At 71.7% G+C, this 18,973-nt stretch carries 18 protein-coding genes; 6 read left to right on the top strand and 12 right to left on the bottom strand.

Going from position 1 to position 18,973, the window contains the following annotated elements:
* The 6 genes from ABD785_RS05665 to ligD (ABD785_RS05640) all read right to left on the bottom strand — a co-directional run.
* Positions 1-1,650: DEAD/DEAH box helicase (locus ABD785_RS05665; protein ID WP_344822866.1), on the bottom strand; the 1,650-nt coding region annotated here is incomplete at its 3' end.
* 442 nt (positions 1,651-2,092) lie between these two features.
* Positions 2,093-2,713, bottom strand: a complete 621-nt coding sequence (locus ABD785_RS05660) for a TetR/AcrR family transcriptional regulator (RefSeq protein ID WP_344822864.1) — start codon at positions 2,711-2,713, stop codon at positions 2,093-2,095.
* Between the two features lie 128 nt (positions 2,714-2,841).
* The gene (locus tag ABD785_RS05655; protein WP_344822862.1) at positions 2,842-3,009 is read right to left on the bottom strand and encodes a hypothetical protein; all 168 of its coding nucleotides are present in this window, start codon (positions 3,007-3,009) and stop codon (positions 2,842-2,844) included.
* A gap of 12 nt (positions 3,010-3,021) precedes the next feature.
* Positions 3,022-4,470 (bottom strand): FAD-dependent oxidoreductase, encoded by a 1,449-nt coding sequence (locus ABD785_RS05650; protein WP_344822860.1) that lies wholly within the window; start codon positions 4,468-4,470, stop codon positions 3,022-3,024.
* A 62-nt stretch (positions 4,471-4,532) separates the two neighbouring features.
* Positions 4,533-5,390 (bottom strand): non-homologous end-joining DNA ligase, encoded by an 858-nt coding sequence (ligD, locus tag ABD785_RS05645; protein ID WP_344822858.1) that lies wholly within the window; start codon positions 5,388-5,390, stop codon positions 4,533-4,535.
* Positions 5,383-6,339, bottom strand: coding sequence for a non-homologous end-joining DNA ligase (gene ligD / locus ABD785_RS05640; protein WP_344822856.1), 957 nt, complete (start codon positions 6,337-6,339; stop codon positions 5,383-5,385). Before ligD (ABD785_RS05640) ends, ligD (ABD785_RS05645) begins: the two co-directional genes overlap by 8 nt.
* Before the next feature lie 91 nt (positions 6,340-6,430).
* Here ligD (ABD785_RS05640) and ku point away from each other — a divergent pair, with 91 nt between their 5' ends.
* Positions 6,431-7,255 carry a non-homologous end joining protein Ku gene (gene ku / locus ABD785_RS05635; RefSeq protein WP_425547734.1) on the top strand — a complete coding sequence of 275 codons (825 nt, stop codon included), beginning with the start codon at positions 6,431-6,433 and terminating at the stop codon, positions 7,253-7,255.
* A 160-nt stretch (positions 7,256-7,415) separates the two neighbouring features.
* Here the strand turns inward: ku and ABD785_RS05630 are convergent, their stop codons facing one another.
* Entirely contained in the window at positions 7,416-8,120 is a 705-nt protein-coding gene (locus ABD785_RS05630; protein WP_344822852.1) for a TetR/AcrR family transcriptional regulator, read from the bottom strand.
* Positions 8,121-8,226: 106 nt separating this feature from the next.
* Here ABD785_RS05630 and ABD785_RS05625 point away from each other — a divergent pair, with 106 nt between their 5' ends.
* The gene (locus tag ABD785_RS05625; protein ID WP_344822850.1) at positions 8,227-10,353 is read left to right on the top strand and encodes an MMPL family transporter; all 2,127 of its coding nucleotides are present in this window, start codon (positions 8,227-8,229) and stop codon (positions 10,351-10,353) included.
* Between the two features lie 6 nt (positions 10,354-10,359).
* On the opposite strand, the gene ABD785_RS05620 is transcribed toward ABD785_RS05625, so the two are convergent.
* From ABD785_RS05620 to ABD785_RS05605, 4 genes are all read right to left on the bottom strand, one after another.
* On the bottom strand, positions 10,360-11,286 hold the full coding sequence (locus ABD785_RS05620) for a serine hydrolase (RefSeq protein WP_344822848.1): 927 nt from the start codon (positions 11,284-11,286) through the stop codon (positions 10,360-10,362).
* 1 nt (position 11,287) lies between these two features.
* Complete coding sequence (locus ABD785_RS05615) at positions 11,288-11,587, bottom strand: MGMT family protein (protein WP_344822906.1); 300 nt, start codon at positions 11,585-11,587, stop codon at positions 11,288-11,290.
* A gap of 151 nt (positions 11,588-11,738) precedes the next feature.
* Positions 11,739-12,920 (bottom strand): adenylyltransferase/sulfurtransferase MoeZ, encoded by a 1,182-nt coding sequence (moeZ, locus tag ABD785_RS05610; protein ID WP_344822846.1) that lies wholly within the window; start codon positions 12,918-12,920, stop codon positions 11,739-11,741.
* A 111-nt stretch (positions 12,921-13,031) separates the two neighbouring features.
* Positions 13,032-13,937, bottom strand: a complete 906-nt coding sequence (locus tag ABD785_RS05605) for an ROK family protein (protein ID WP_344822844.1) — start codon at positions 13,935-13,937, stop codon at positions 13,032-13,034.
* A 195-nt stretch (positions 13,938-14,132) separates the two neighbouring features.
* On the opposite strand from ABD785_RS05605, the gene ABD785_RS05600 reads away from it, so the two are divergent.
* From ABD785_RS05600 to ABD785_RS05590, 3 genes are read left to right on the top strand one after another with little or no spacing between them, the layout of a single operon-like run.
* Positions 14,133-14,834 carry a hypothetical protein gene (locus ABD785_RS05600; protein WP_344822842.1) on the top strand — a complete coding sequence of 234 codons (702 nt, stop codon included), beginning with the start codon at positions 14,133-14,135 and terminating at the stop codon, positions 14,832-14,834.
* Between the two features lie 42 nt (positions 14,835-14,876).
* Positions 14,877-16,460, top strand: a complete 1,584-nt coding sequence (locus tag ABD785_RS05595; protein ID WP_344822840.1) for a serine/threonine-protein kinase — start codon at positions 14,877-14,879, stop codon at positions 16,458-16,460.
* Complete coding sequence (locus ABD785_RS05590; RefSeq protein ID WP_344822838.1) at positions 16,457-17,635, top strand: S8 family serine peptidase; 1,179 nt, start codon at positions 16,457-16,459, stop codon at positions 17,633-17,635. Before ABD785_RS05595 ends, ABD785_RS05590 begins: the two co-directional genes overlap by 4 nt.
* A 7-nt stretch (positions 17,636-17,642) precedes the next feature.
* Here ABD785_RS05590 and ABD785_RS05585 read toward each other — a convergent pair whose 3' ends face one another.
* A complete protein-coding gene (locus tag ABD785_RS05585) occupies positions 17,643-18,107 on the bottom strand; it encodes a PPOX class F420-dependent oxidoreductase (protein WP_344822836.1) in 465 nt (154 codons plus the stop codon).
* A gap of 73 nt (positions 18,108-18,180) precedes the next feature.
* Between ABD785_RS05585 and ABD785_RS05580 the strand changes: the two genes are divergently transcribed.
* A complete protein-coding gene (locus ABD785_RS05580) occupies positions 18,181-18,930 on the top strand; it encodes an SDR family NAD(P)-dependent oxidoreductase (protein ID WP_344822834.1) in 750 nt (249 codons plus the stop codon).
* The last annotated feature ends 43 nt before the right edge of the window (positions 18,931-18,973 follow it).

The raw sequence follows: 18,973 nt of genomic DNA, 5'->3' as shown, positions 1-18,973 counted from the left end.
GGCGATGGGCTCGGCGGCCTTGCGGGTGCGGGTCCGGCGCGCGGGGGCTTCGACCGCGGCGGCCTCGGTGATCGGGGCCTCCTCGGTGACGGCCGCGGCGGCGGGCCTGCGGGTGCGGGTCCGGCGGGCCGGGGCCTCGGCGGGCTCGGCCGCCGGGGTCTCGATGGTGACGGCCTCGACGGGCACGGCCTCGACGATCTGTGCCGGAGCCTCGGACGAGCGCCGGCCGCGGGAACGGGACCTGCGCGCGGGGGCCTCGGCCGGAACGGCCTCGGTCACAGCGGCGGGCGACTCCTGCGCGACACCGCCGCGGGTGCGGGTCCGCGTGCGGCTGCGCCGCTGACGGGCCGGACGCTCCGAACGGTCGGAGTCCCTGTCCCTGTCACGGTCCCGGGAACGGTCGCCCTCACCGCGGCGCGGGGTCCGCTGGCGGCCGGTCTCGCCGATGTCCTCGAGGGCCTCGGCGTTCAGGCCCTCACGGGTGTTCCGCTGGTCCTTGGGCAGGGTCCCGGTCGCGGACCGGGGGATGTTCAGGACCTCGTACAGCGTGTCGGAGGTGGAGTACACCTCTTCGGGCGTCGGGACGTCCATGCCGAGGGCCTTGTTGATCAGCTTCCAGCGCTGGGTGTCGTTCCAGTCGACCAGGGTGATCGCGATGCCCTCGCGGCCGGCCCGGCCGGTGCGGCCGATCCGGTGCACGTAGGCCTTGTCGTCCTCGGGGCACTCGTAGTTGACGACGTGCGTCACGTCGTCGACGTCGAGCCCGCGGGCGGCGACGTCGGTGGCGATCAGGACGTCGATCTTGCCGGACCGGAACGCCCGCAGGGCGCGCTCGCGCTGGCCCTGGCCGAGGTCTCCGTGGACGGCCGCGACCTGGAAACCGCGCGAGGTCAGCTCGGTCGCGACCCGGTCGCAGGTGCGCTTGGTCTGGCAGAACACCATGGTCAGGCCGCGGCCCTCGGCCTGGAGGACCCGTGCGAGCACCTCCGGCTTGTCCATCTGGTGGGCCTGCCACACGTGCTGGACGACCCGGGGCTGGGCCTCGGACTCGGCGTGCGCCTCGGCCCTGACGTTGGTGGGCCGGGTGAGGTAGCGGCGCGAGAGCGTCATGATCTCGCCGGGCATGGTCGCCGAGAACAGCATGGTCTGCCGGACGGTCGGCAGCTTCGCGATGATCCGCTCGATGTCGGGCAGGAAGCCCAGGTCGAGCATCCGGTCGGCCTCGTCGAGGACGAGGACCTGCACCTGGGAGAGGTCGAGGTACTTCTGCTTCACGAGGTCGAGCATCCGGCCGGGGGTGCCGACGACGACGTCGACACCGTCACGGAGCGCCTCGATCTGGGGCTCGTAGGCGCGCCCGCCGTAGACGGCGAGGACGCGCGAGCCGAGCTTGCCGCCCGCGAGGACGAGGTCCTCGTGGACCTGGATGGCGAGCTCGCGCGTCGGGACGACGACGAGCGCCTGAGGGGCCTTGCCGCCGTGGGTGATCCGCTGGAGGAGCGGGATTCCGAACGCCAAGGTCTTGCCGGTGCCCGTGCGGGCCTGGCCGATGATGTCCTGGCCGCCGAGCGCGATGGGGAGCGCGAGGGCCTGGATCGGGAACGGCGTGGTGATGCCCTCGGTCGCGAGCGCATCGGCGATTTCGGGCATGACCCCGAGGTCGGTGAACGTAGTCAGGGCTTTCAGCCTCCGTAGTTGGGCGGCGAGTCTTGACACCTGCCTTGATGCGCGGCGCAGCAAGGCTCAGAAAGGCGAGCCGCGCGCCAGCGCGGGAGGGACCAGCCGTCGATCTTCGTTTGGGTGACCGCATTGAAGTGAGGTGTTGCGCGGGGTGGACGCAAGCCGCACAGTCGAGCGCGGCAGCGCGCGGTCACACTCCGCCACCCAGTGTACCGGTTGCCCGACGTTCCCCGCTATAGCAGATCCGTCACGTCCGCGGCGGCCCAATTCTGCAAAGTGAAGATCTCTCATTGAGGACCCATTGGCCCGCGGGCGTCACGACGGTCCCGGTCGATCCCGGGCAGGCCAAAGCCGTCCGGCACGCCACCGCGGCGGCCGGTACGGCCTGAGGATCAGCTGATCGCCGAGCGGATCAGGGGGTGCGGGGGAAACCGGAGATGCCGCGCCAGGCGAGGCGGGCGATGACGTTCTCCGCCGTCTCCTTGGGGATCGACTTCTGCTGCGACAGCCAGTAGCGGGCGCTGACCTCGGCCATGCCGACCAGGCCCATGCCGAGCAGATAGGCCTCGTCGACCGGGGCCTGGGTGTCCTCCTGGATCACCTTGGCGATCATTTCGGCGCACTTGTGGTTGGCGCGCTCCACCCGCGCCCGCACCTGGGCGACGTTCCGGAGGTCGGACTCGAAGACCAGGCGGTAGGCCTCGCCGTCGCCCGAGACGAAGTCGAAGAAGGCCTGCATGCTGGCGTGCACGCGGAGCTTGTTGTCGGTCGTCGAGGCGAGGGCGTCGCGGACGGTCGAGACCAGTCCTTCGGCGTGCTCGTCGAGCAGGGCCAGATAGAGCTCGAGCTTGCCGGGAAAGTGCTGGTAGAGCACGGGCTTGCTGACTCCCGCGCGCTCGGCGATCTCGTCCATCGCGGCGGCGTGGTAGCCCTGCGCGACGAACACCTCCTGCGCGGCGCCGAGCAGCTGCCGCCGGCGGGCCATGCGCGGCAGCCGGGTGCCTCGGGGTCGGGCGTCCGGAGTAGTCGTCACGACCGTGCTCCTCTTTGCTTTGCCATACACCCGTTGGGTGTGGGAACAACTTCATCTGCGGTTTCTTGCACCGCCGACCAATCCCATCATCCTACGCGCGAGTAACCTCGTGGGTCACCATTGAAAATTCACCGATATTCGTCTTCGTCCAGCCGGACCTCGCGGCGCTGCTCGGTGACGTCGGCCTCGTCGGCCTCCAGCGGGACCGGCCCGGACGTCGGGGACTCGGGTTCCTCCACGTCCGCGCGCTGTTCGAGAATGTCGCCTTCCGGTGCGTTCTCCAGCGGATCGGGCATGGTCAACACCTCCTATCGGGCGAGCTCCCGGAGCGAGGGCTCGATGGCTTCACCGTACGTCGGGAACGCCCGGACGACATCGGCCAGGGCCGCCACCGGCAGCTCAGCCCTGATGGCCAGGGCGATCTCGGCCATCCAGTCCGGGGCTCCGGGACCCACGGCCGCCGCCCCGGTGAGGACCCCGCGGGCCTCGTCGGCGTAGAGCTCGACCCGTCCGACGGCGCCGGGCGTCAGGGCGGCCCTGACGGTTCCGGCCAGGTCGCGTCCGGCCACCGCCAGCCCCGGGACGGGCGGCGAGCCCGCGGCCCAGACCGGGGGAGCGGTCTGGACGGTCCTCGGCAGCGCCCGGTAGTCGGCGGTCCTGTCGAGCCCCAGCAGGTTGTCGATCACGACCCTGGCCTGTTCCAGCGACGCGTCGGACCGGCCGGTCACGCTCCCGGCCGCCCAGACGCCCTCGGTGATCCGGCACCGCTCGTCGGCCTCGAGCCCGGCCAGGCCCAGGTTCTCCAGGCCGAGCCCGTCGATCCGGGGACGCCGCCCGGCCGCCAGCAGGATCCGGTCGGCCGTGAGGGCCGTCCCGTCCGACAGCAGCAGCCGCGGCGCCTGCTCGCCGCGCTCGGCCAGGCTCAGCCGGACGCCCGTCCTGACCACGACGCCCGACCGGCCGAGGATCTCCGCGAGCAGGAGGCCCGCGAACGGCGCCTCCGCCGGGAGCAGCCTGCCGGACTCGCACACCAGGGTGACCTGGGAGCCGTACAGGGCGTAGACCTGGGCCAGCGCGCAGCCGACGGGGTCCCCGCCGAGCACGACGAGCCGCCGGGGCAGCACACCGGAGTCCAGCGCCTCCGCGGTCGTCCAGGTGGGCACGTCCCGCAGGCCGGGGACGACCGGGAGGACCGGTTCACCGCCCGTCGCGATCACCAGGGAGCGGCTGGAGTGGGTGGCCGCGTCCTCCTCGCCGAAGACCGTCACCAGGCCGGGCTCGGTGATCTGCCCGATCCCGGGCAGCAGCACCGCACGCTCCCGCTCGCGCCGCGAGACCGCTTCCAGCGCCCCCATCAGGCCGCCGACGGGGTCGCCGCGCTCCAGCCGGAGGTCGTGCGAGGTCTCGGCGGGATCGCTCCAGCCGCCGTCGCCGTCGTGCTCGGACCCGTCGGACCAGGGCCCCTGCTCGGCGCCGCCCCCGGACCACGCGGTCCGGTCACCCCCGGCGGCCCGGCCGGGCTCGGCGGGCGGACGCGTCCGCACGGGCGAGGGGACCCGCGCCACCAGCGCCTGGGCGCGCGCCCAGGGATCGCGCCGCTGGGCGGCCTCCTGGAGCGCCGCGCACCGCTCGGCGAGCCGGTCCCCGCCGACCCGGTGGCTCTCGACCAGCGCCACGGAGCGCCCGGCCGAGGCCAGCGCGTCCGCGATCCGTGCGCCCGCGGTCCCGGCGCCGAGGACGATCACGTCAAAGTCCATGCCCGCCACCCTGCGGACGCGCCCGGCCTCCCCGCAGGGTTTTTACCGAAGCAGAGAACGCGCTATCCGAGGAGCGGGGCGAAGAGGTCTCCGTGCTCCTCCACGCGGGCCAGAACCTCGTCGGGGGAGGAGCGGACGGGATCACCGGCCTCGATCTCGGCCCAGGTCAGGGGGGTGGAGACGGAGGGGGAGGCGGCGGCGCGCAGGGAGTAGGGCGCGACGGTCGTCTTGGGGCCGCTGTTCTGGCTCCAGTCGAGGAAGATCTTCCCGGTGCGGAGCTTGCGTTCCATGCGGCTGAGGACCAGGCCGGGATGCTCGCCCTCGAGGCGCTCGGCGACGCGCTTGGCATAGGCCGGGGTGTCGACTCCCTTGACCGGCACGTACAGGTGCAGGCCCTTCTTGCCGCTGTTCTTCGGATGGGCGGTGAGGCCGTCCTCGGCCAGCACGTCGCGGACGAGCAGCGCCACCGCGCAGGCCTCGCGGAAGGTGGCGGGCTCGCCGGGGTCGAGGTCGAAGACCATCAGGTCGTTGTCCAGGATCCGGTCGCCCGGATCGACCCTCCACTGCGGGACGTGCAGTTCGAGCGCGGCCAGGTTCGCGCACCACACCAGGGTCGCGAGGTCCTCGATCATCACGTACTCGACCGACTCGCTGCGGCCGCCCGGCGTGGGGATCACGACGGTCCGCACCCAGTCCGGGGTGCCGCGCGGGGCGTTCTTCTCGAAGAACTTGATGCCGTCGACCCCGTTGGGGTAGCGGATGCGGGTCACCGGCCGCCCGGCCAGGTGCGGCAGCAGGACCGGGGCGATCCGTGTGTAGTAGTCGATCACCTCGCCCTTGGTGAAGTGCTCGTAGAGGGGCTTGTCGAGGTTGGACAGCGACAGGGACTTCCCCTCGACGGTGACCTGGACCTTACTCACGCGTGACCTCCAGCGGGTCCTGGTCGGATCTCAGCCCGCGCCAGGACGGATGCCGCAGCCGCCCCTCGGCGGTCCACTCGGCGAAGGCGACCTCCCCGACGAGCAGCGGCTCCACCCAGCGGGCGTCCTTGGCGACCTCGCGCGGGATCTCCCCGGCGCACGGGGTGCCCGGCCTGGCCAGCGGCTCCAGCAGCGCGGACAGCTCGTCGAGCAGGGCGTCGCTGAAGCCCGTCCCCACATGGCCGGCGAACACCAGCGCGTCGCCGTCGTAGAACCCGCAGAGCAGCGAGCCGACCGAGCCGAGCCGCCGCCCCTGGCCCGGACGCCAGCCGACGATCACGACCTCCTGGGTCCGCACGTTCTTGATCTTCCGCCAGGACGAGACCCGCTTCCCGGGCGCGTACCGGGAGTCCAGCCGCTTGGCGACCAGCCCCTCCAGGCTCTCCTCGCGGGTGTAGGTGAGCAGCTCCATGACCTGCTCACGGTCCTCGGCGGGCAGGTACGGCGGCACCTCGACGGGCCCGGCCGCGATGTCGAGCTCCTCCAGCAGCTCGCGCCGCTCGACGTAGGTGAGGTCCATCAGCGACTTGCCGTCGAGGAGCAGCAGGTCGAACACCACGTACCTGATGGGGACGGTCCTGATCAGGGTCGGCGAGGGCCGGGCGACGTGCATCCGGCGCTGGAGCCGCTCGAAGGAGGGCCTGCCGTCGGCGAAGGCGACGATCTCACCGTCCAGGACGGCTTCGTGCTCCCCGAGCAGATCGGCGAGGGCGCCGAGCTCGGGATAGTTCGACGTGACCGGCCGTCCGCGCCTGCCGCACACGCGGACGCCGCCGGATTCCACGTAGGCGAGCGCGCGGACCCCGTCCCACTTCAGTTCCAGGGCCCAGCGCTCCAGGTCGTCCGGTAGCTCTCCGAGGGTCGCCAGCATCGGTTCGATCAGGTCCACACCGATCTCCTACCCCCGAATCAGACCGAGACCTCCTGGGTATGGGCCCATTATGCGAAGCATCTGGAAGGGCGCCATCTCGTTCGGGTTGGTGACGATTCCCGTCAAGCTGTACTCGGCGACCGAGCAGCGCGACGTGGCGTTCCACCAGGTCCATCGCGAGGACGGCGGCCGGATCAAGTACAAGCGGGTCTGCCAGATCGACGGCGAGGAGGTCCCCTACGGCGACATCGCCAAGGGCTTCGAGCTGCCGAGCGGCGAGATGGTCGTGCTGACCGACGAGGACTTCGCCGACCTGCCGCTGACCACGTCGCGCCGGATCGACGTCCTGCAGTTCACGCCGCTGGAGCAGGTCGATCCGATCTACTTCAACAAGACCTACTACCTGGAGCCCGACGGGCACGGCGCCAAGCCCTACGTGCTGCTCAGGGACGCCCTGGAGCAGTCCGGGCAGGTCGCGGTCGTCAAGGTCGCGCTGCGCCAGCGCGAGTCCCTGGCCACGCTGCGGGTCGTGGACGGCGTGTTCGTCCTGGAGACGATGCTGTGGCCGGATGAGGTCCGCCAGGCCGCGTTCCCCTTCCTGGAGGAGGAGATCGAGGTCCGTCCGCAGGAACTCGCGATGGCCTCCTCGCTGATCGAGACGATGGCCGCCGACTTCGACCCGTCGGAGTACAAGGACGCCTACCGCGAGGCCCTCCAGGCCGTCATCGACGCCAAGGCCGAGGGCCGCGACGTCGTCCAGCCCGCCGACCGGTCCGACGACGCCCCCGCCGCCACCGACCTCCTGGCAGCCCTCCGCGCCAGCGTCGACGCCGCCAAGAAGTCCCGCACCCCGGCCAAGAAGACCCCGGCCCGCAAGGCCCCCGCCGCCAAGAAGGAACCCGCCAAGAAGCCGGCGACCCGTAAGTCCGCCTAGGCCGTGTCTTACGGATCTTCGGTCCTACTGCGCGACGCCCAGGCACGCACCTCGCAGGCTTGTCGTCGGTCGACGGCCAACCAGGCCGACTCCCTCCTCCGCACCTCCGAGGCACGCACCTGACCGCCGCTCGCTACGGACAAGATCCGTAAGACACGGCCTAGGGCTTCGCCAGGCCGATGTGGGTGGCGACCTCTTCGAGCATGAGGAGGAAGAGGGGCTCGGGGTCGTCGAAGGCGAAGGCCAGGTGGCCGAAGACCTCGAGGCTGACGGCGCCCTGGAGGCGGACCCAGCACTGGAGGAAGAACTGCATGCAGCCCAGGGGGAGGGCGGTGCCGACCGAGTCGCGGTAGCGGGCGAGCTGCACGCGCAGGCGCGGGTCCAGTGACTCCTCGGGCGGGACGGGGAAGGGGTTCCCGGCCCACAGTTCCTCGAAGAGATGGAGGAAGGTCAGTCCGAACTGGCGGCCGCATTCGGCCGCGAAGTCGTCGGTGTAGACGTCCTCGATGCCGGGGAACGGGGTGCCGAACAGCAGCGCGTACTCGCGCCGGTGCTCCAGGGCCCAGCGCCGGAAGGTGAGCGTCGCGGCGAGGAACTTGCCGCGCATGTCGGCGTGCGGGACGGCCTTGATCTCGGTGTGCAGGGCGATGGTGAGCTCGTTGAACAGGGTCCCGACCATGTGCCGCACCAGCTCGGCGTGGCTGGGGAAGTAGCGGTAGAGCGCGGGGGCGGTCATGCCCATCTCGCGGGCGATCGCGCGGAGGGTGACGGCCTCGGGCCCCTCGTCGATGAGGATCTTCCGGGCGGTCTCGGTGATCTCGACGATGGTCGCCGCGCGCACCCGCTCGCGCCGTCCCAGCGTCATGTGACCTACCTCTCTCTTGACCCCTGCCCTCGCCGGTGCGATGTTAACACCGACCCAGAAAATTAACGGTGTTTACCAACGTGACTGACGGTCACTAGGGGGAATCATGTTCGAGACCTGGGGGCGGGTCGTCCACCGGCGGCGCAAGCTGATCCTGTGGCTGTCCCTGGCCGCCGTCCTGTTCTTCGGCGTCTGGGGGACAGGGGTCTTCGGGGCGCTGACCACCTCCGGCGGCTTCGAGACGCCGGACAGCGACAGCCACACCGCCGCCACCGCCATCGAGGACGCCTTCGGCCGGTCCGAGCCCGACGTCATCGTCCTGTACGAGGGCGGGAGCGCCGACGACCCCGCCACCAGGGCCGCCGTGACGGCCTCGCTCGCCGCGCTGCCCCAGAGCAGGATCGCCGGAACGCAGACCTTCTGGTCGACCGGCTCTCCGGCGTTCGTGAGCGCGGACCGCAGGACGACCTACGCCGTCCTGCGGCTGGCCGGCGACGACGCCCAGGTCCGGACCGACAACTACCTCGCGATCAAGGACGACCTGAGGAAGGCCGACGGTCTCCGGGTGCGGCTCGGCGGCCACGTCGTCACCGAGGACGCGATCAACAGCCGGGTGAGCTCCGACATCGCCAAGGCCGACGCCATCTCGATCCCGATCCTCCTGATCCTGCTGGTCGTGATCTTCGGTGGGCTGGTCGCGGCGTCGCTGCCGCTGGTCATCGGCGGGGTCGCGATCCTCGGCTCGTTCACCGCGCTGCACGTCCTCACCTACTTCACCGAGGTGTCGATCTTCTCGATCAACATCACCACGTTCATGGGGCTCGGCCTCGCCATCGACTACGGGCTGTTCATGGTGTGGCGGTTCCGCGAGGAGCTGGCCCGCGCGCAGGACACCGAGGAGGCGGTGGCCAGGACCATGGCGACGGCGGGACGGACCGTCGTGGTCTCCGGAGTGACCGTCGCGGTGTCCCTGTCGGGGCTGCTGCTGTTCGACCAGCTCTTCCTGCGGTCGATGGGGCTCGGCGGCGTCGCGACCGTGGTCGTGGCGATGCTCGCCGCGATCGTCGTGCTGCCCGCCCTGCTGTCGGTGCTCGGCCCGCGCGTCAACTCCCGCAGGGTCCGCAGGTCCGGCGCCGTCCGGGCGGGGAACCGGTGGGAGCGGCTGGCCAAGGCCGTCATGAACCGCCCGATCGTGGTCAGCGTCGCGATCGTCGCGGTGCTGCTGGCGCTCGGCTCGCCCTTCCTGCGGATCAACTGGGGCGGGGTCGACACCCGGGTCCTGCCCGAGGGCACCGAGACGCGCGTCGTCGCCGAGACCCTCCAGCGCGACTTCCCCGCGAACGTCACCACCCCGATCGACGTGGTCGTCAGGAACGCGCCCACCCAGCAGTACGTGAGCGCGCTGCGGGAGGTGAAGGGCGTCACCGGGGCCGAGGTCGTGGGCACCGCGGGCCAGGTGACCCGGATCGCGGTCCGCTACGCCGAGCCGCCGACCTCGGTCGAGGCCCGCCGCATCGTCGAGCGGGTCCGTGACGTGCCCGCCCCCGGCGAGACCTACGTGGGAGGCGAGACCGCGACGCTCGCCGACCAGCTCTCCAGCCTCGGCCGGATGCTGCCGTGGCTCGCCGTGGTCGTCGGCGGGGCGATCTTCGTGCTGCTGTTCCTCGCGTTCGGCTCGGTGCTGCTGCCGGTCAAGGCGATCCTGATGAACCTGCTGTCGCTGTCGGCGACGTTCGGCGCGATCGTCTGGATCTTCCAGGACGGCAACCTGGCGGGCCTGCTGGACTTCACCGCCACCGGCGACATCGCCCCCGCGATGCCGATCCTCATGCTGGCCATGCTGTTCGGCATCTCGATGGACTACGAGGTGTTCCTGCTGTCGCGGGTCCGCGAGCAGTACGACCTGACCGGCGACAACACCACGGCCGTCGCGACGGGCCTCCAGCGGACCGGCTCGATCATCACCAGCGCCGCCCTGCTGTTCATCGTGGTCATCGCGGCGTTCTCGACCTCGGGGATCACCTTCATCAAGCTGACCGGGGTCGGCATGGTGATCGCGATCCTGGTCGACGCGACGATCGTGCGGGCGCTGCTCGTCCCGGCGACGATGCGGCTGCTCGGCGATCTCAACTGGTGGGCTCCCGGGCCGCTCAAGCGGCTCTACACCCGCTACGGGATCCGCGAGGAGGACGAGCCCGCCGTCCGCGAGCCGGCCGCGCCGGTCGCCTCCTGAGGGGGTTCAGACCGCCGGGGTCGTCGCGCGGAAGGCGTCGGCGACCCTGGCCACCAGGTGCTCGGCGGTGGTGATCCCGTAACCCATGGACGGGTTGTGGTTGGTCATCACCGCCACCAGCAGATCGTGCCCGTGGCCCTCGATCCGTCCGACGCTGTTGACCGCCCAGCGGTCGCCGTCGCGCTGGTGGGTCATCCAGCCGTTCTTGTTGTAGACCCGGTCGCCCTTGAGCGCCCCCGCGCCCACCCCCCACCGCTGGTCCTTGACGACCTCGCTCATCAGGCCGAGGACGAAGTCGCGGTGCTTCCGCTCCAGCGGCCCGGAGAAGAGGTTCTCCATCAGCCGCTCCTGGTCGCGCGGGGTGGTGCGGGTCAGGCTCCAGCAGAGCAGGTCGAGGCACTGGGCGTCGATCGCCTCGGTGTGCTTCAGCCGGAACGACCGCCGGTTCGCCGCGTTGACGCCCGTCGCGCTGCCGGCCCGCCGGAAGTTCCGGTCGGCGGCGAAGTTGTCGCTCTCGCGGATCATGATCCCGGCGTCGTACTTCTCGTCCGCGCTGAGGCCCCGGTGGGCCTTCTGCCGCTTCAGCAGCAGCGTCATGAGGATGTCGAGTTTGGCGACGCTGGCCGTCACGAACTCGGTGTCGGGCCGGTAGGAGTAGCGGCGGCCGGTGGTGCGGTCGAGCACGTGGATGCCCGCGCCGCTGGCCCGCCCGCCCAGGTACCTGCGCAGCTCACGGTCCAGCGCGGCCTTGTCGAACTTCTTCGGCTTCACCGGGACGGCCGTCGGCGAGGCCGTGGGAGCCGCCGTGGAAGAGGGCCCGGCCGGCGGCACCGAGGCCGAGGCCCGCTCGGCCCGCGGGGCCTGGCCCGACGAGCACCCGCAGCACACCGCGGCGGCGAGGCCGAGCCCGGCCGCCATCCTCCCGAAACCCATGTCAGGAACCATCCCACCGGGCGTTGCGCAGATCTACTCGATCTTCACCCCGAAGAGGCGTTCCTTCCTTCAAATACTGCTCACGGGCCCGCCGCTCGTGGCCGGGCAGCATCTTCCCGTCCGCCCGGATCACCCGCCACCACGGCACCCCGCCGCCCTGCGTGGCCAGGACCCGGCCGACCTGCCGGGGCCCGCCCACCCCGAGATACTCCGCGACGTCGCCGTAGGTCATGACCCTGCCGGGCGGAATCCGCTCGACCACCTGGAGCACCAGCTCCCCGAAGTCCTCCACCCGCCAGATCCTGCCACGAACCCCACCGGAAGCTACTCGACGCCTGCCGAGACGCTCCGGCGGATCGTCGGGCGGCCGCTGGTCGAGGCCGACGGGGGCGAGCACGGGTGAGGCCCCGGACCGGTGGGTCCGGGGCCTCACCCGTGGTGCTCGGTGGTGCTCAGTAGCTGGGCAGGCTCGGGTCGATCTGGCGGACCCAGGCCAGGACGCCGCCGCCGACGTGCACGGCGTCGGAGAAGCCCGCGCCCTTGACGACCGCGAGGGCCTCGGCGGAGCGGACGCCCGACTTGCAGTGCAGGACGATCTTGCGGTCCTGCGGGAGCTTCTCCAGGGCGTTGCCGTTGAGGAACTCGCCCTTCGGGATCAGGGTCGCGCCCGGGATCGAGACGATCTCGTACTCGTTGGGCTCGCGGACGTCGATGAGGAAGATCTTCTCCTCGTTGTCCAGCATGCTCTTGAGCTCGCCGACGGTGATCGTCGAGTCCTTGGCGGCGTCGGCGGCCTCGTCGGAGACGGCGCCGCAGAAGGCCTCGTAGTCCTCCATCAGCTCGGTGATGGTCGGGTTCTCGCCGCAGAGCGGGCACTCCGGGTCCTTGCGGACCTTGAGCTGACGGTAGGTCATCTCCAGGGCGTCGTAGATCATCAGACGCCCGACGAGCGGCTCGCCGATCCCGGTCAGGAGCTTGATCGCCTCGTTGACCTGGATGGAGCCGATGGACGCGCACAGCACGCCCAGCACGCCGCCCTCGGCGCAGGAGGGGACCATCCCGGGGGGCGGGGGCTCGGGGTAGAGGCAGCGGTAGCAGGGGCCGTGCTCGGACCAGAACACCGACGCCTGGCCGTCGAACCGGTAGATCGAACCCCACACGTACGGCTTGTTCAGCAGCACGGCGGCGTCGTTGACCATGTACCGGGTCGCGAAGTTGTCGGTGCCGTCGACGATCAGGTCGTACTCGGAGAAGATGTCCAGCACGTTGTCGCGGTCGAGCGCGACGTTGTGGACCCTGACCTCGATCAGCGGGTTGATGTCGCGCACCGTCTGCGCCGCCGACTCCGCCTTGGGCAGGCCCAGCGTGGACTGACGGTGGATGATCTGGCGCTGCAGGTTGGACTCGTCGACGACGTCGAAGTCGATGATCCCCAGCGTGCCGACGCCCGCCGCGGCCAGGTACATCAGCGCGGGCGAGCCGAGGCCGCCGGCGCCCACACAGAGCACCTTCGCGTTCTTCAGTCGCTTCTGCCCGGTCATCCCCACATCGGGGATGATCAGGTGCCGCGAGTACCGGTTGACCTCGTCACGGGTCAGCTCGGCCGCGGGCTCGACCAGCGGTGGCAAAGACACGTTCCACTCCAGAGTTGGGCACTCATATGACTGCTGTCCAGGGACAACTTTCGCACGGGCCGCCGCATTCCCGGAAACCCGGTCTCACCCTTCGGTACTCCCGGCCGGGCCTCAGGCCGTCCGGCCGAGGAGGGCGGCGCCGAGCAGGCCCGCCCGGTCGCCGAGGGCGGCCCGGACGATCCGCACCGGCCGGTGGAAGGTCATCCGGCGCTCGACCGCGGCCCGGACGGGCGCCAGCAGCGTCTCGCCCGACTCGGCCAGGCCGCCGCCGACGACGATCTGAGCGGGCGCGCAGATGCTCATGTAGGCGAGCATGGCCGTGGCCAGCCCGTCGGTGCAGTCCTGCCAGATCTCCATGGCGAGCGGTTCACGGGTCTGCACCCGCCGCGCGACCTCGGCCGCGCTGGTCTCGGCGCCCGCCCGCTCGGAGTAGCGGCGCGACACCGCCGACGCCGAGGAGATCGTCTCCAGGCAGCCGCGGGCCCCGCAGCCGCAGACGGTCCCCTTCGGGTCGATCTGCATGTGGCCGATCTCGCCGCCGTAGCCGTTGCCGCTGAACGGCCGCCCGTCCATGATCATGGCGGCGGCGATGCCGGTGCCCAGCGGCAGGAAGAGCATGTCGCGTTCGCCCTGGCCCGCGCCGAGGACCGATTCGGCCAGCCCGCCGGCCCGCACGTCGTGGCCGATCGCCACGGGCAGGTCGATGTGCTGGGCGAGATGGCCCCGCAGCGGGAAGTCGCGCCAGCCGATGTTGGCCGAGTTGCGGACGACCCCGCTGCCCTCGTCGATGATCCCGGGGATGACCACCCCGGCGCCGGAGGGCCTGAGTCCCCGCTCACGGGCGTTGTCGGTGAGCCGCTGGACGACGCTCACCAGCCGCTCGGTGACCGCTCCCGGCCCGTCCTCGCGTCCCGTGTCGTACATGGAAACCGTGATCACATGCGCACCGTCGCCGACGAGCCCGGCCTTCATGCGCGTCCCGCCCACATCGAGTGCGACGACACACGTGTCCGCCATGGGACGACTCCTTGGTTCGGGGGCTCGCGCGCGGGGACGGTACGGGGTCAATCAGCGGGTGGTACTAACAGCGGGTGGTACTAACGCCGTCCAGATAATGCCTTGTCCTGCGGTGAAGGCGGTAATCGAAAAGAAACTTTCCAGGTAGCGGACCCGATGGCCCGCGCCGTGCTCTTGTAGTAGAACAGGTCCATCATGCGCGACGCGTCCGGCCGGGTGATGGCCGCTCTGGCCTCCGCCGCCTGCCTGGCCGTGGTCGTGCTCGCGATCTTCCGGATCCAGGCCGAGCTGACCAGGCCCCCCTCCCCGGCCGAGTGGCGCGACGCGATGGCCGTCGAGCTGGCGAACCGCTGGCAGCACCGGCCCGTCGGGACGATCTTCCCCGACACCCTGGGCTACGCCCCCGACCTGGGCGGTACGGAGACCGCGACCCGGGTCGGGATCGGGCCGACCTCCGACTGCCCCGCCGCCTTCGACGAGGCGCTGAACGCCCTGCTCAAGGGCTGCCAGGGCGCGCTGAGGGCCACCTACCTCGACCAGACGCAGGGATTGGTGATCACGGTCGGGCTGGCGGCGTTCCCCGATCCACCGGCGGCCGAACGGGCGCTGAAGGCCGTCCCGACCGAGGGGCACGCCAGCCCCGGCCCGCACGCCCTCGGGTTCCCCGGCTCGGTCGTCGCCCGGTTCACCGACACCACCCGCCAGGCGAGCGCGTTCCGGCGTGCCGGGCCGTATCTGGCCGTCACCTCGACCGGTTACACCGACGGGCGCACCGGACGGGCGAAACAGAAACAACCCGATCTGTTCACGGTCGCGCCGCAGCTCGCCGAGCAGATCCTCGACCGGCTGACGGCCCCGCTGGCGCCCTCGTGCCGGATCACGGAGTACAGATGCTGAATTCTGGTGGGATCATGCACGGTAAACCGGACGGAGGCTGACGTGTCGGACGTGGTGGTGCTCGGGGGGCGTTACGAGCTCGAGCAGATGCTCGGCAAGGGCGGGATGGGCCAGGTGTACCTGGCCACGGACAACCGGCTGGGCCGGAAGGTCGCGGTGAAGGTGCTGCCGCAGGCCCCCGCCGAGGACCCCGAGGGGGTCGTGCGCTTCCTGCGCGAGGCGCGGCTCGCGGCGACGCTCCAGCATCCGGGGATCACCGTCGTGCACGACGTGGACCAGGACGGCACCGTCCTCTACCTGGTCATGGAGCTGCTGAACGGCGACGACCTGGCCAAGCTGCTGGAGCGGAACGCGGGCGGCCTGGCCACAGCGCAGGCGATCGACCTGGCGATCCAGATCGCCGACGCCCTCGGTGCCGCGCACTCCGCCGGGGTGATCCATCGCGACCTGAAGCCCGCGAACGTCATGGTCATCGACGGTGGCCGGGCCAAGCTGTGCGACTTCGGCATCGCCAAGCACCTGTCGTCGGCCACGGGCCTCACCGGCTCCGGAGTGCTGGGGACGCCGGTCTACATGGCGCCCGAGCAGTTCCTGGGCCGGCAGATCGACGCCCGCACTGACATCTACCTGCTCGGCGGGATGCTGCACGAGCTGTTCTGCGGGCAGCCGCCGTTCCCCATCGACGAGGGCATCGAGGCGCTGGTCCAGGGGCATCTGAAGTACGAGCCGAAGGGGCCGCGCCACCACACGCCGTCCGTTCCGGCCGAGGCCGACCGGCTGGTCAGGGACATGCTGGCCAAGGAGCCCGGCGACCGGCCCGCGGACTGCAAGGAGGTCGTGCGGCGGCTCAAGGCCATCGCCCAGCCGTCCGGGGCGCAGGTCCCCGCGCAGGCCCAGGCCCCCGCCTCCCCGGTCGACGAGTACGAGCAGCTCTCGCGCCGGGCCGCCCGCTACTGCCACGAGGGCCGGTTCGCCGACGCCGTGACGGCCGCCGACCAGGCCGCCCAGGGCCGTGCCCGGGTCCTCGGTCCCGAGCACCCCGACACCCTCAGCAGCCGCAACATCCTCGCCTCGGCGCTCTACCTCGCCGGGCGCGGCGCCGAGGCCGAGGGCGTCGCACGGACGGTCGCCCAGGCCAGGACCCGGCTGTTCGGCCAGGACAACGCCAAGACGCTGCGGAGCTGGCTCCTCCTCGCCAAGATCCTCTACACGATCGGCCGGGCCGGGGAGGCGCTGCCGATCGCGCAGGGCGTCTCCCGGGACCGCGGCCGGATCTTCGGCCCGGAGAACACCGAGACGCAGGAGGCCCGCAACACCGAGGGCTGGGCGCTGCACGCGCTGAACCGCAACCCCGAGGCGATGACCGTCGCCTACGAGACGGCGACCGCCCGCGGCCGGCTCCTCGGCAACGAGCACCCCGACACCCTCGAGACCCGGCTGCTGCTCGGCCAGGTCAACCACGCCCTCGGCCAGCTCCCCAAGGCCCAGGCGATCGCGACGGCGCTCCAGGCGGACTGCCTGAAGGTCCTCGGCCCGGCCCACCCGCTCACGGCCAAGGCCCAGACCCTGTACGCGGCGGTCGGCGCGCTCGGCTACCACGCACCGCCGGTGCCCTACTACAGGTGATCGGGAGGGCCGCCCTCGTCCTCGTGCCGGGACTGCTGCTGTGGAGCGGCGGCCCGGCGGCGGCCGACGCCGTCCGCGACAAGCAGCAGCCCGTCCTGAACGGGCTGAACGTCCCCGCTGCCTGGGCGATGACGCGCGGCGCCGGGGTGACGGTCGCGGTGCTCGACTCGGGCGTCGACCCCGCCCAGCCGGACCTCGCGGGCTCCGTCGTCGAGGGCCCCGACCTGACCGAGGGGGCCAACCCGCCGGGCGTGGCCCCGCAGCGGCTGCACGGCACCAACATGGCCTCGATCATCGCCGGGCACGGCCACGGTCCCGGCGGCGCCGACGGCGTCATGGGCGTCGCCCCAGAGGCGAGGATCCTCGCCCTGCGGGTGATCCTGGAGAACTCCGAACCGGGCTTCACGACCTACAACACCGACAAGCGCTACGACCGGGTGATCGCCGACGGCATCCGCTACGCCGCCGACCACGGCGCCCAGATCATCAACATGTCGCTCGGCAAGCCGATCCCGACCCGTGAGGAGCGGCAGGCCATCGCCCACGCCGTGGCCAAGGGCGTGGTCGTGGTCGCCGCCGCGGGCAACGAGGGCGCCTCGAAGACGGCGAAGAAGAACGGCAACGCCCCCTACTCCTTCCCGGCGTCCTTCCCCGGCGTGATCTCGGTGGCGGCCGTGGACTCCGAGCACCGGCACGCCGGGTTCTCCAACGAGAACTCGGCGGTGGTGGTCTCGGCGCCCGGGGTCGACATCGTCGGCGCGGGCCCCGGCGACTCCTACTGGATCGGCGACGGCACCAGCCCCGCGACCGCCTTCGTGTCCGGCGTGGCCGCCCTGATCCGGGCCAGGCATCCCTCGCTGGCCCCCGCCCTGGTCACCCAGGCGATCATCACCAGCGCCGCCCACCGGCCGGCGTCCGGCTACAGCCTGGCGGTCGGCTTCGGCGAGGTCGACGCCGCCGCGGCCCTCCGGACCGCCGACACCCTCGCCACGACCCGCCTCAACGGCCTGGGCGCCGCCCCCGGCGCCCCGCTGCTGCCCGCGGCCCCGCTCCAGGTCACCCACCACGACACCCGCCTGATCGTCACCAGCGCACTGACCGGCCTGATCGCCCTGGCCGCCACGGTCGCGACGGCCCTCCTCGCGGTCCGCCGCCCCCGCGAGGAAGAGCTCTAGCACGGGTTCAGGACGGGGCCAGATGGGGCGGGAAGCCGCCCGTGGAGATCGGGCCCCAGCGGGTGATGTCGAGGAGGATGAGGGACTTGTCCTGGCGGGCCATCGCCGCCCGGTAGCCGTCCCAGTCGGGATGCTCGCCGGAGACGCAGCGGAAGTAGTCGACGAGCCCGTCGAGGGCCTCCGGCATGTCGAGGACGGTGACGTCGCCGTCGACCTGGACGTACGGGCCGTCCCAGGTGTCGGACAGCACGCAGATCGACGCCCGCGGGTTCCGCTTCCCGTTCACGGCCTTGGCGCGGCCGGGATAGGTGGCGACGGCGATCTGCCCGGCTGAGTTCACCCCGCAGGTGACGGGCGAGAGCTGGGGCCGCCCGTCGGACCTGGTCATGGCCAGCAGCCCCCGGTGGCGGGGCCGCAGGAACTCCAGCAGGCCGTCGAGATCGACGCGGTCGGCGGTGGCGATGTTCGGCATTCGCCCACGCTAGCCGCGGGGGACGACATTCCGCGGGAGGCTTGATCGCCGCCGTTCCGGGCACGGCGCCGGGATGAGCGTGGTGGTCACCGGGGGAGCCCGGGGGGTGGGGCGGGCCGTGGCCGAGCGGCTCGCCGAGCACGGGACGGTCGTCGTGGTCGACCTCGACGAGGAGGCCCTGGCGTGGACCGAGGGCGTGGAGAGGATCACGGCCGTCGTCGGCAGCGCCGCCGATCCCGCGGTCGCCGAGCGGGCGGCCGACACGGCCGGGGCCCTCACCGGATGGGTGAACAACGCGGCGGTGTTCCGTGACGCCTCCCCGCACACGGCCCCACCGGAGACGATCCTGGAGCTGATCGAGCTGAATCTCGCCCCCGCGGTGGTGGGCTCGGCCGCCGCCGTGCGACGGTTCCTCGCGGCCGGGACGGGCGGAGCGATCGTCAACATGTCGTCGCACCAGGCCCAGCGGCCGGTCCCCGGATGCGTGCCCTACGCGACGGCCAAGGCGGCGATCGAGGGCCTGACCAGGGCGATGGCCGCCGAGTACGGCCCCGACGGCATTCGCGTCAACGCGGTCGCGCTCGGCTCGGTCAGGACCGGGCGCCACGACGACCTCCTGGCGGCCGAGCCCGGACGCGCCGGGGAGATCACCCGCCGGATGCGGGACCTGCACGCCCTGGGACGCATGGGGCTGCCGGGGGAGGCGGCGGAGGCCGTGGCGTTCCTGCTCTCGGAACGCGCCGGGTTCATCACCGGAGTCACCCTCCCCGTCGACGGCGGGCGTGCGATCCTGGCGCAGGATCCCGAATCCGCACGGGAGTGAACCATGCGACATGCAGTCGCATTGGCCCGAGTAGGCCGGATCT

Origin of the sequence: Actinocorallia longicatena (assembly GCF_039534125.1) — a bacterium.
Taxonomy (GTDB): Bacteria; Actinomycetota; Actinomycetes; order Streptosporangiales; family Streptosporangiaceae; genus Actinocorallia; species Actinocorallia longicatena.
The sequence above is the reverse complement of the archived record's forward strand: the minus strand, read 5'-3'. Positions and strand labels throughout refer to the sequence as shown.

What these genes read in the sequence shown, in the direction of transcription:
- ABD785_RS05580 (WP_344822834.1), top strand. Translation starts at nt 18,181, where the DNA reads ATGAGCGTGGTGGTCACCGGGGGAGCCCGGGGGGTGGGGCGGGCCGTG.
- ABD785_RS05620 (WP_344822848.1), bottom strand. Translation starts at nt 11,286, where the DNA reads ATGGGTTTCGGGAGGATGGCGGCCGGGCTCGGCCTCGCCGCCGCGGTG.
- ABD785_RS05630 (WP_344822852.1), bottom strand. Translation starts at nt 8,120, where the DNA reads ATGACGCTGGGACGGCGCGAGCGGGTGCGCGCGGCGACCATCGTCGAG.
- ABD785_RS05650 (WP_344822860.1), bottom strand. Translation starts at nt 4,470, where the DNA reads ATGGACTTTGACGTGATCGTCCTCGGCGCCGGGACCGCGGGCGCACGG.
- ABD785_RS05605 (WP_344822844.1), bottom strand. Translation starts at nt 13,937, where the DNA reads ATGGCGGACACGTGTGTCGTCGCACTCGATGTGGGCGGGACGCGCATG.
- ABD785_RS05625 (WP_344822850.1), top strand. Translation starts at nt 8,227, where the DNA reads ATGTTCGAGACCTGGGGGCGGGTCGTCCACCGGCGGCGCAAGCTGATC.
- ABD785_RS05655 (WP_344822862.1), bottom strand. Translation starts at nt 3,009, where the DNA reads ATGCCCGATCCGCTGGAGAACGCACCGGAAGGCGACATTCTCGAACAG.
- ABD785_RS05600 (WP_344822842.1), top strand. Translation starts at nt 14,133, where the DNA reads ATGCGCGACGCGTCCGGCCGGGTGATGGCCGCTCTGGCCTCCGCCGCC.
- ABD785_RS05585 (WP_344822836.1), bottom strand. Translation starts at nt 18,107, where the DNA reads ATGCCGAACATCGCCACCGCCGACCGCGTCGATCTCGACGGCCTGCTG.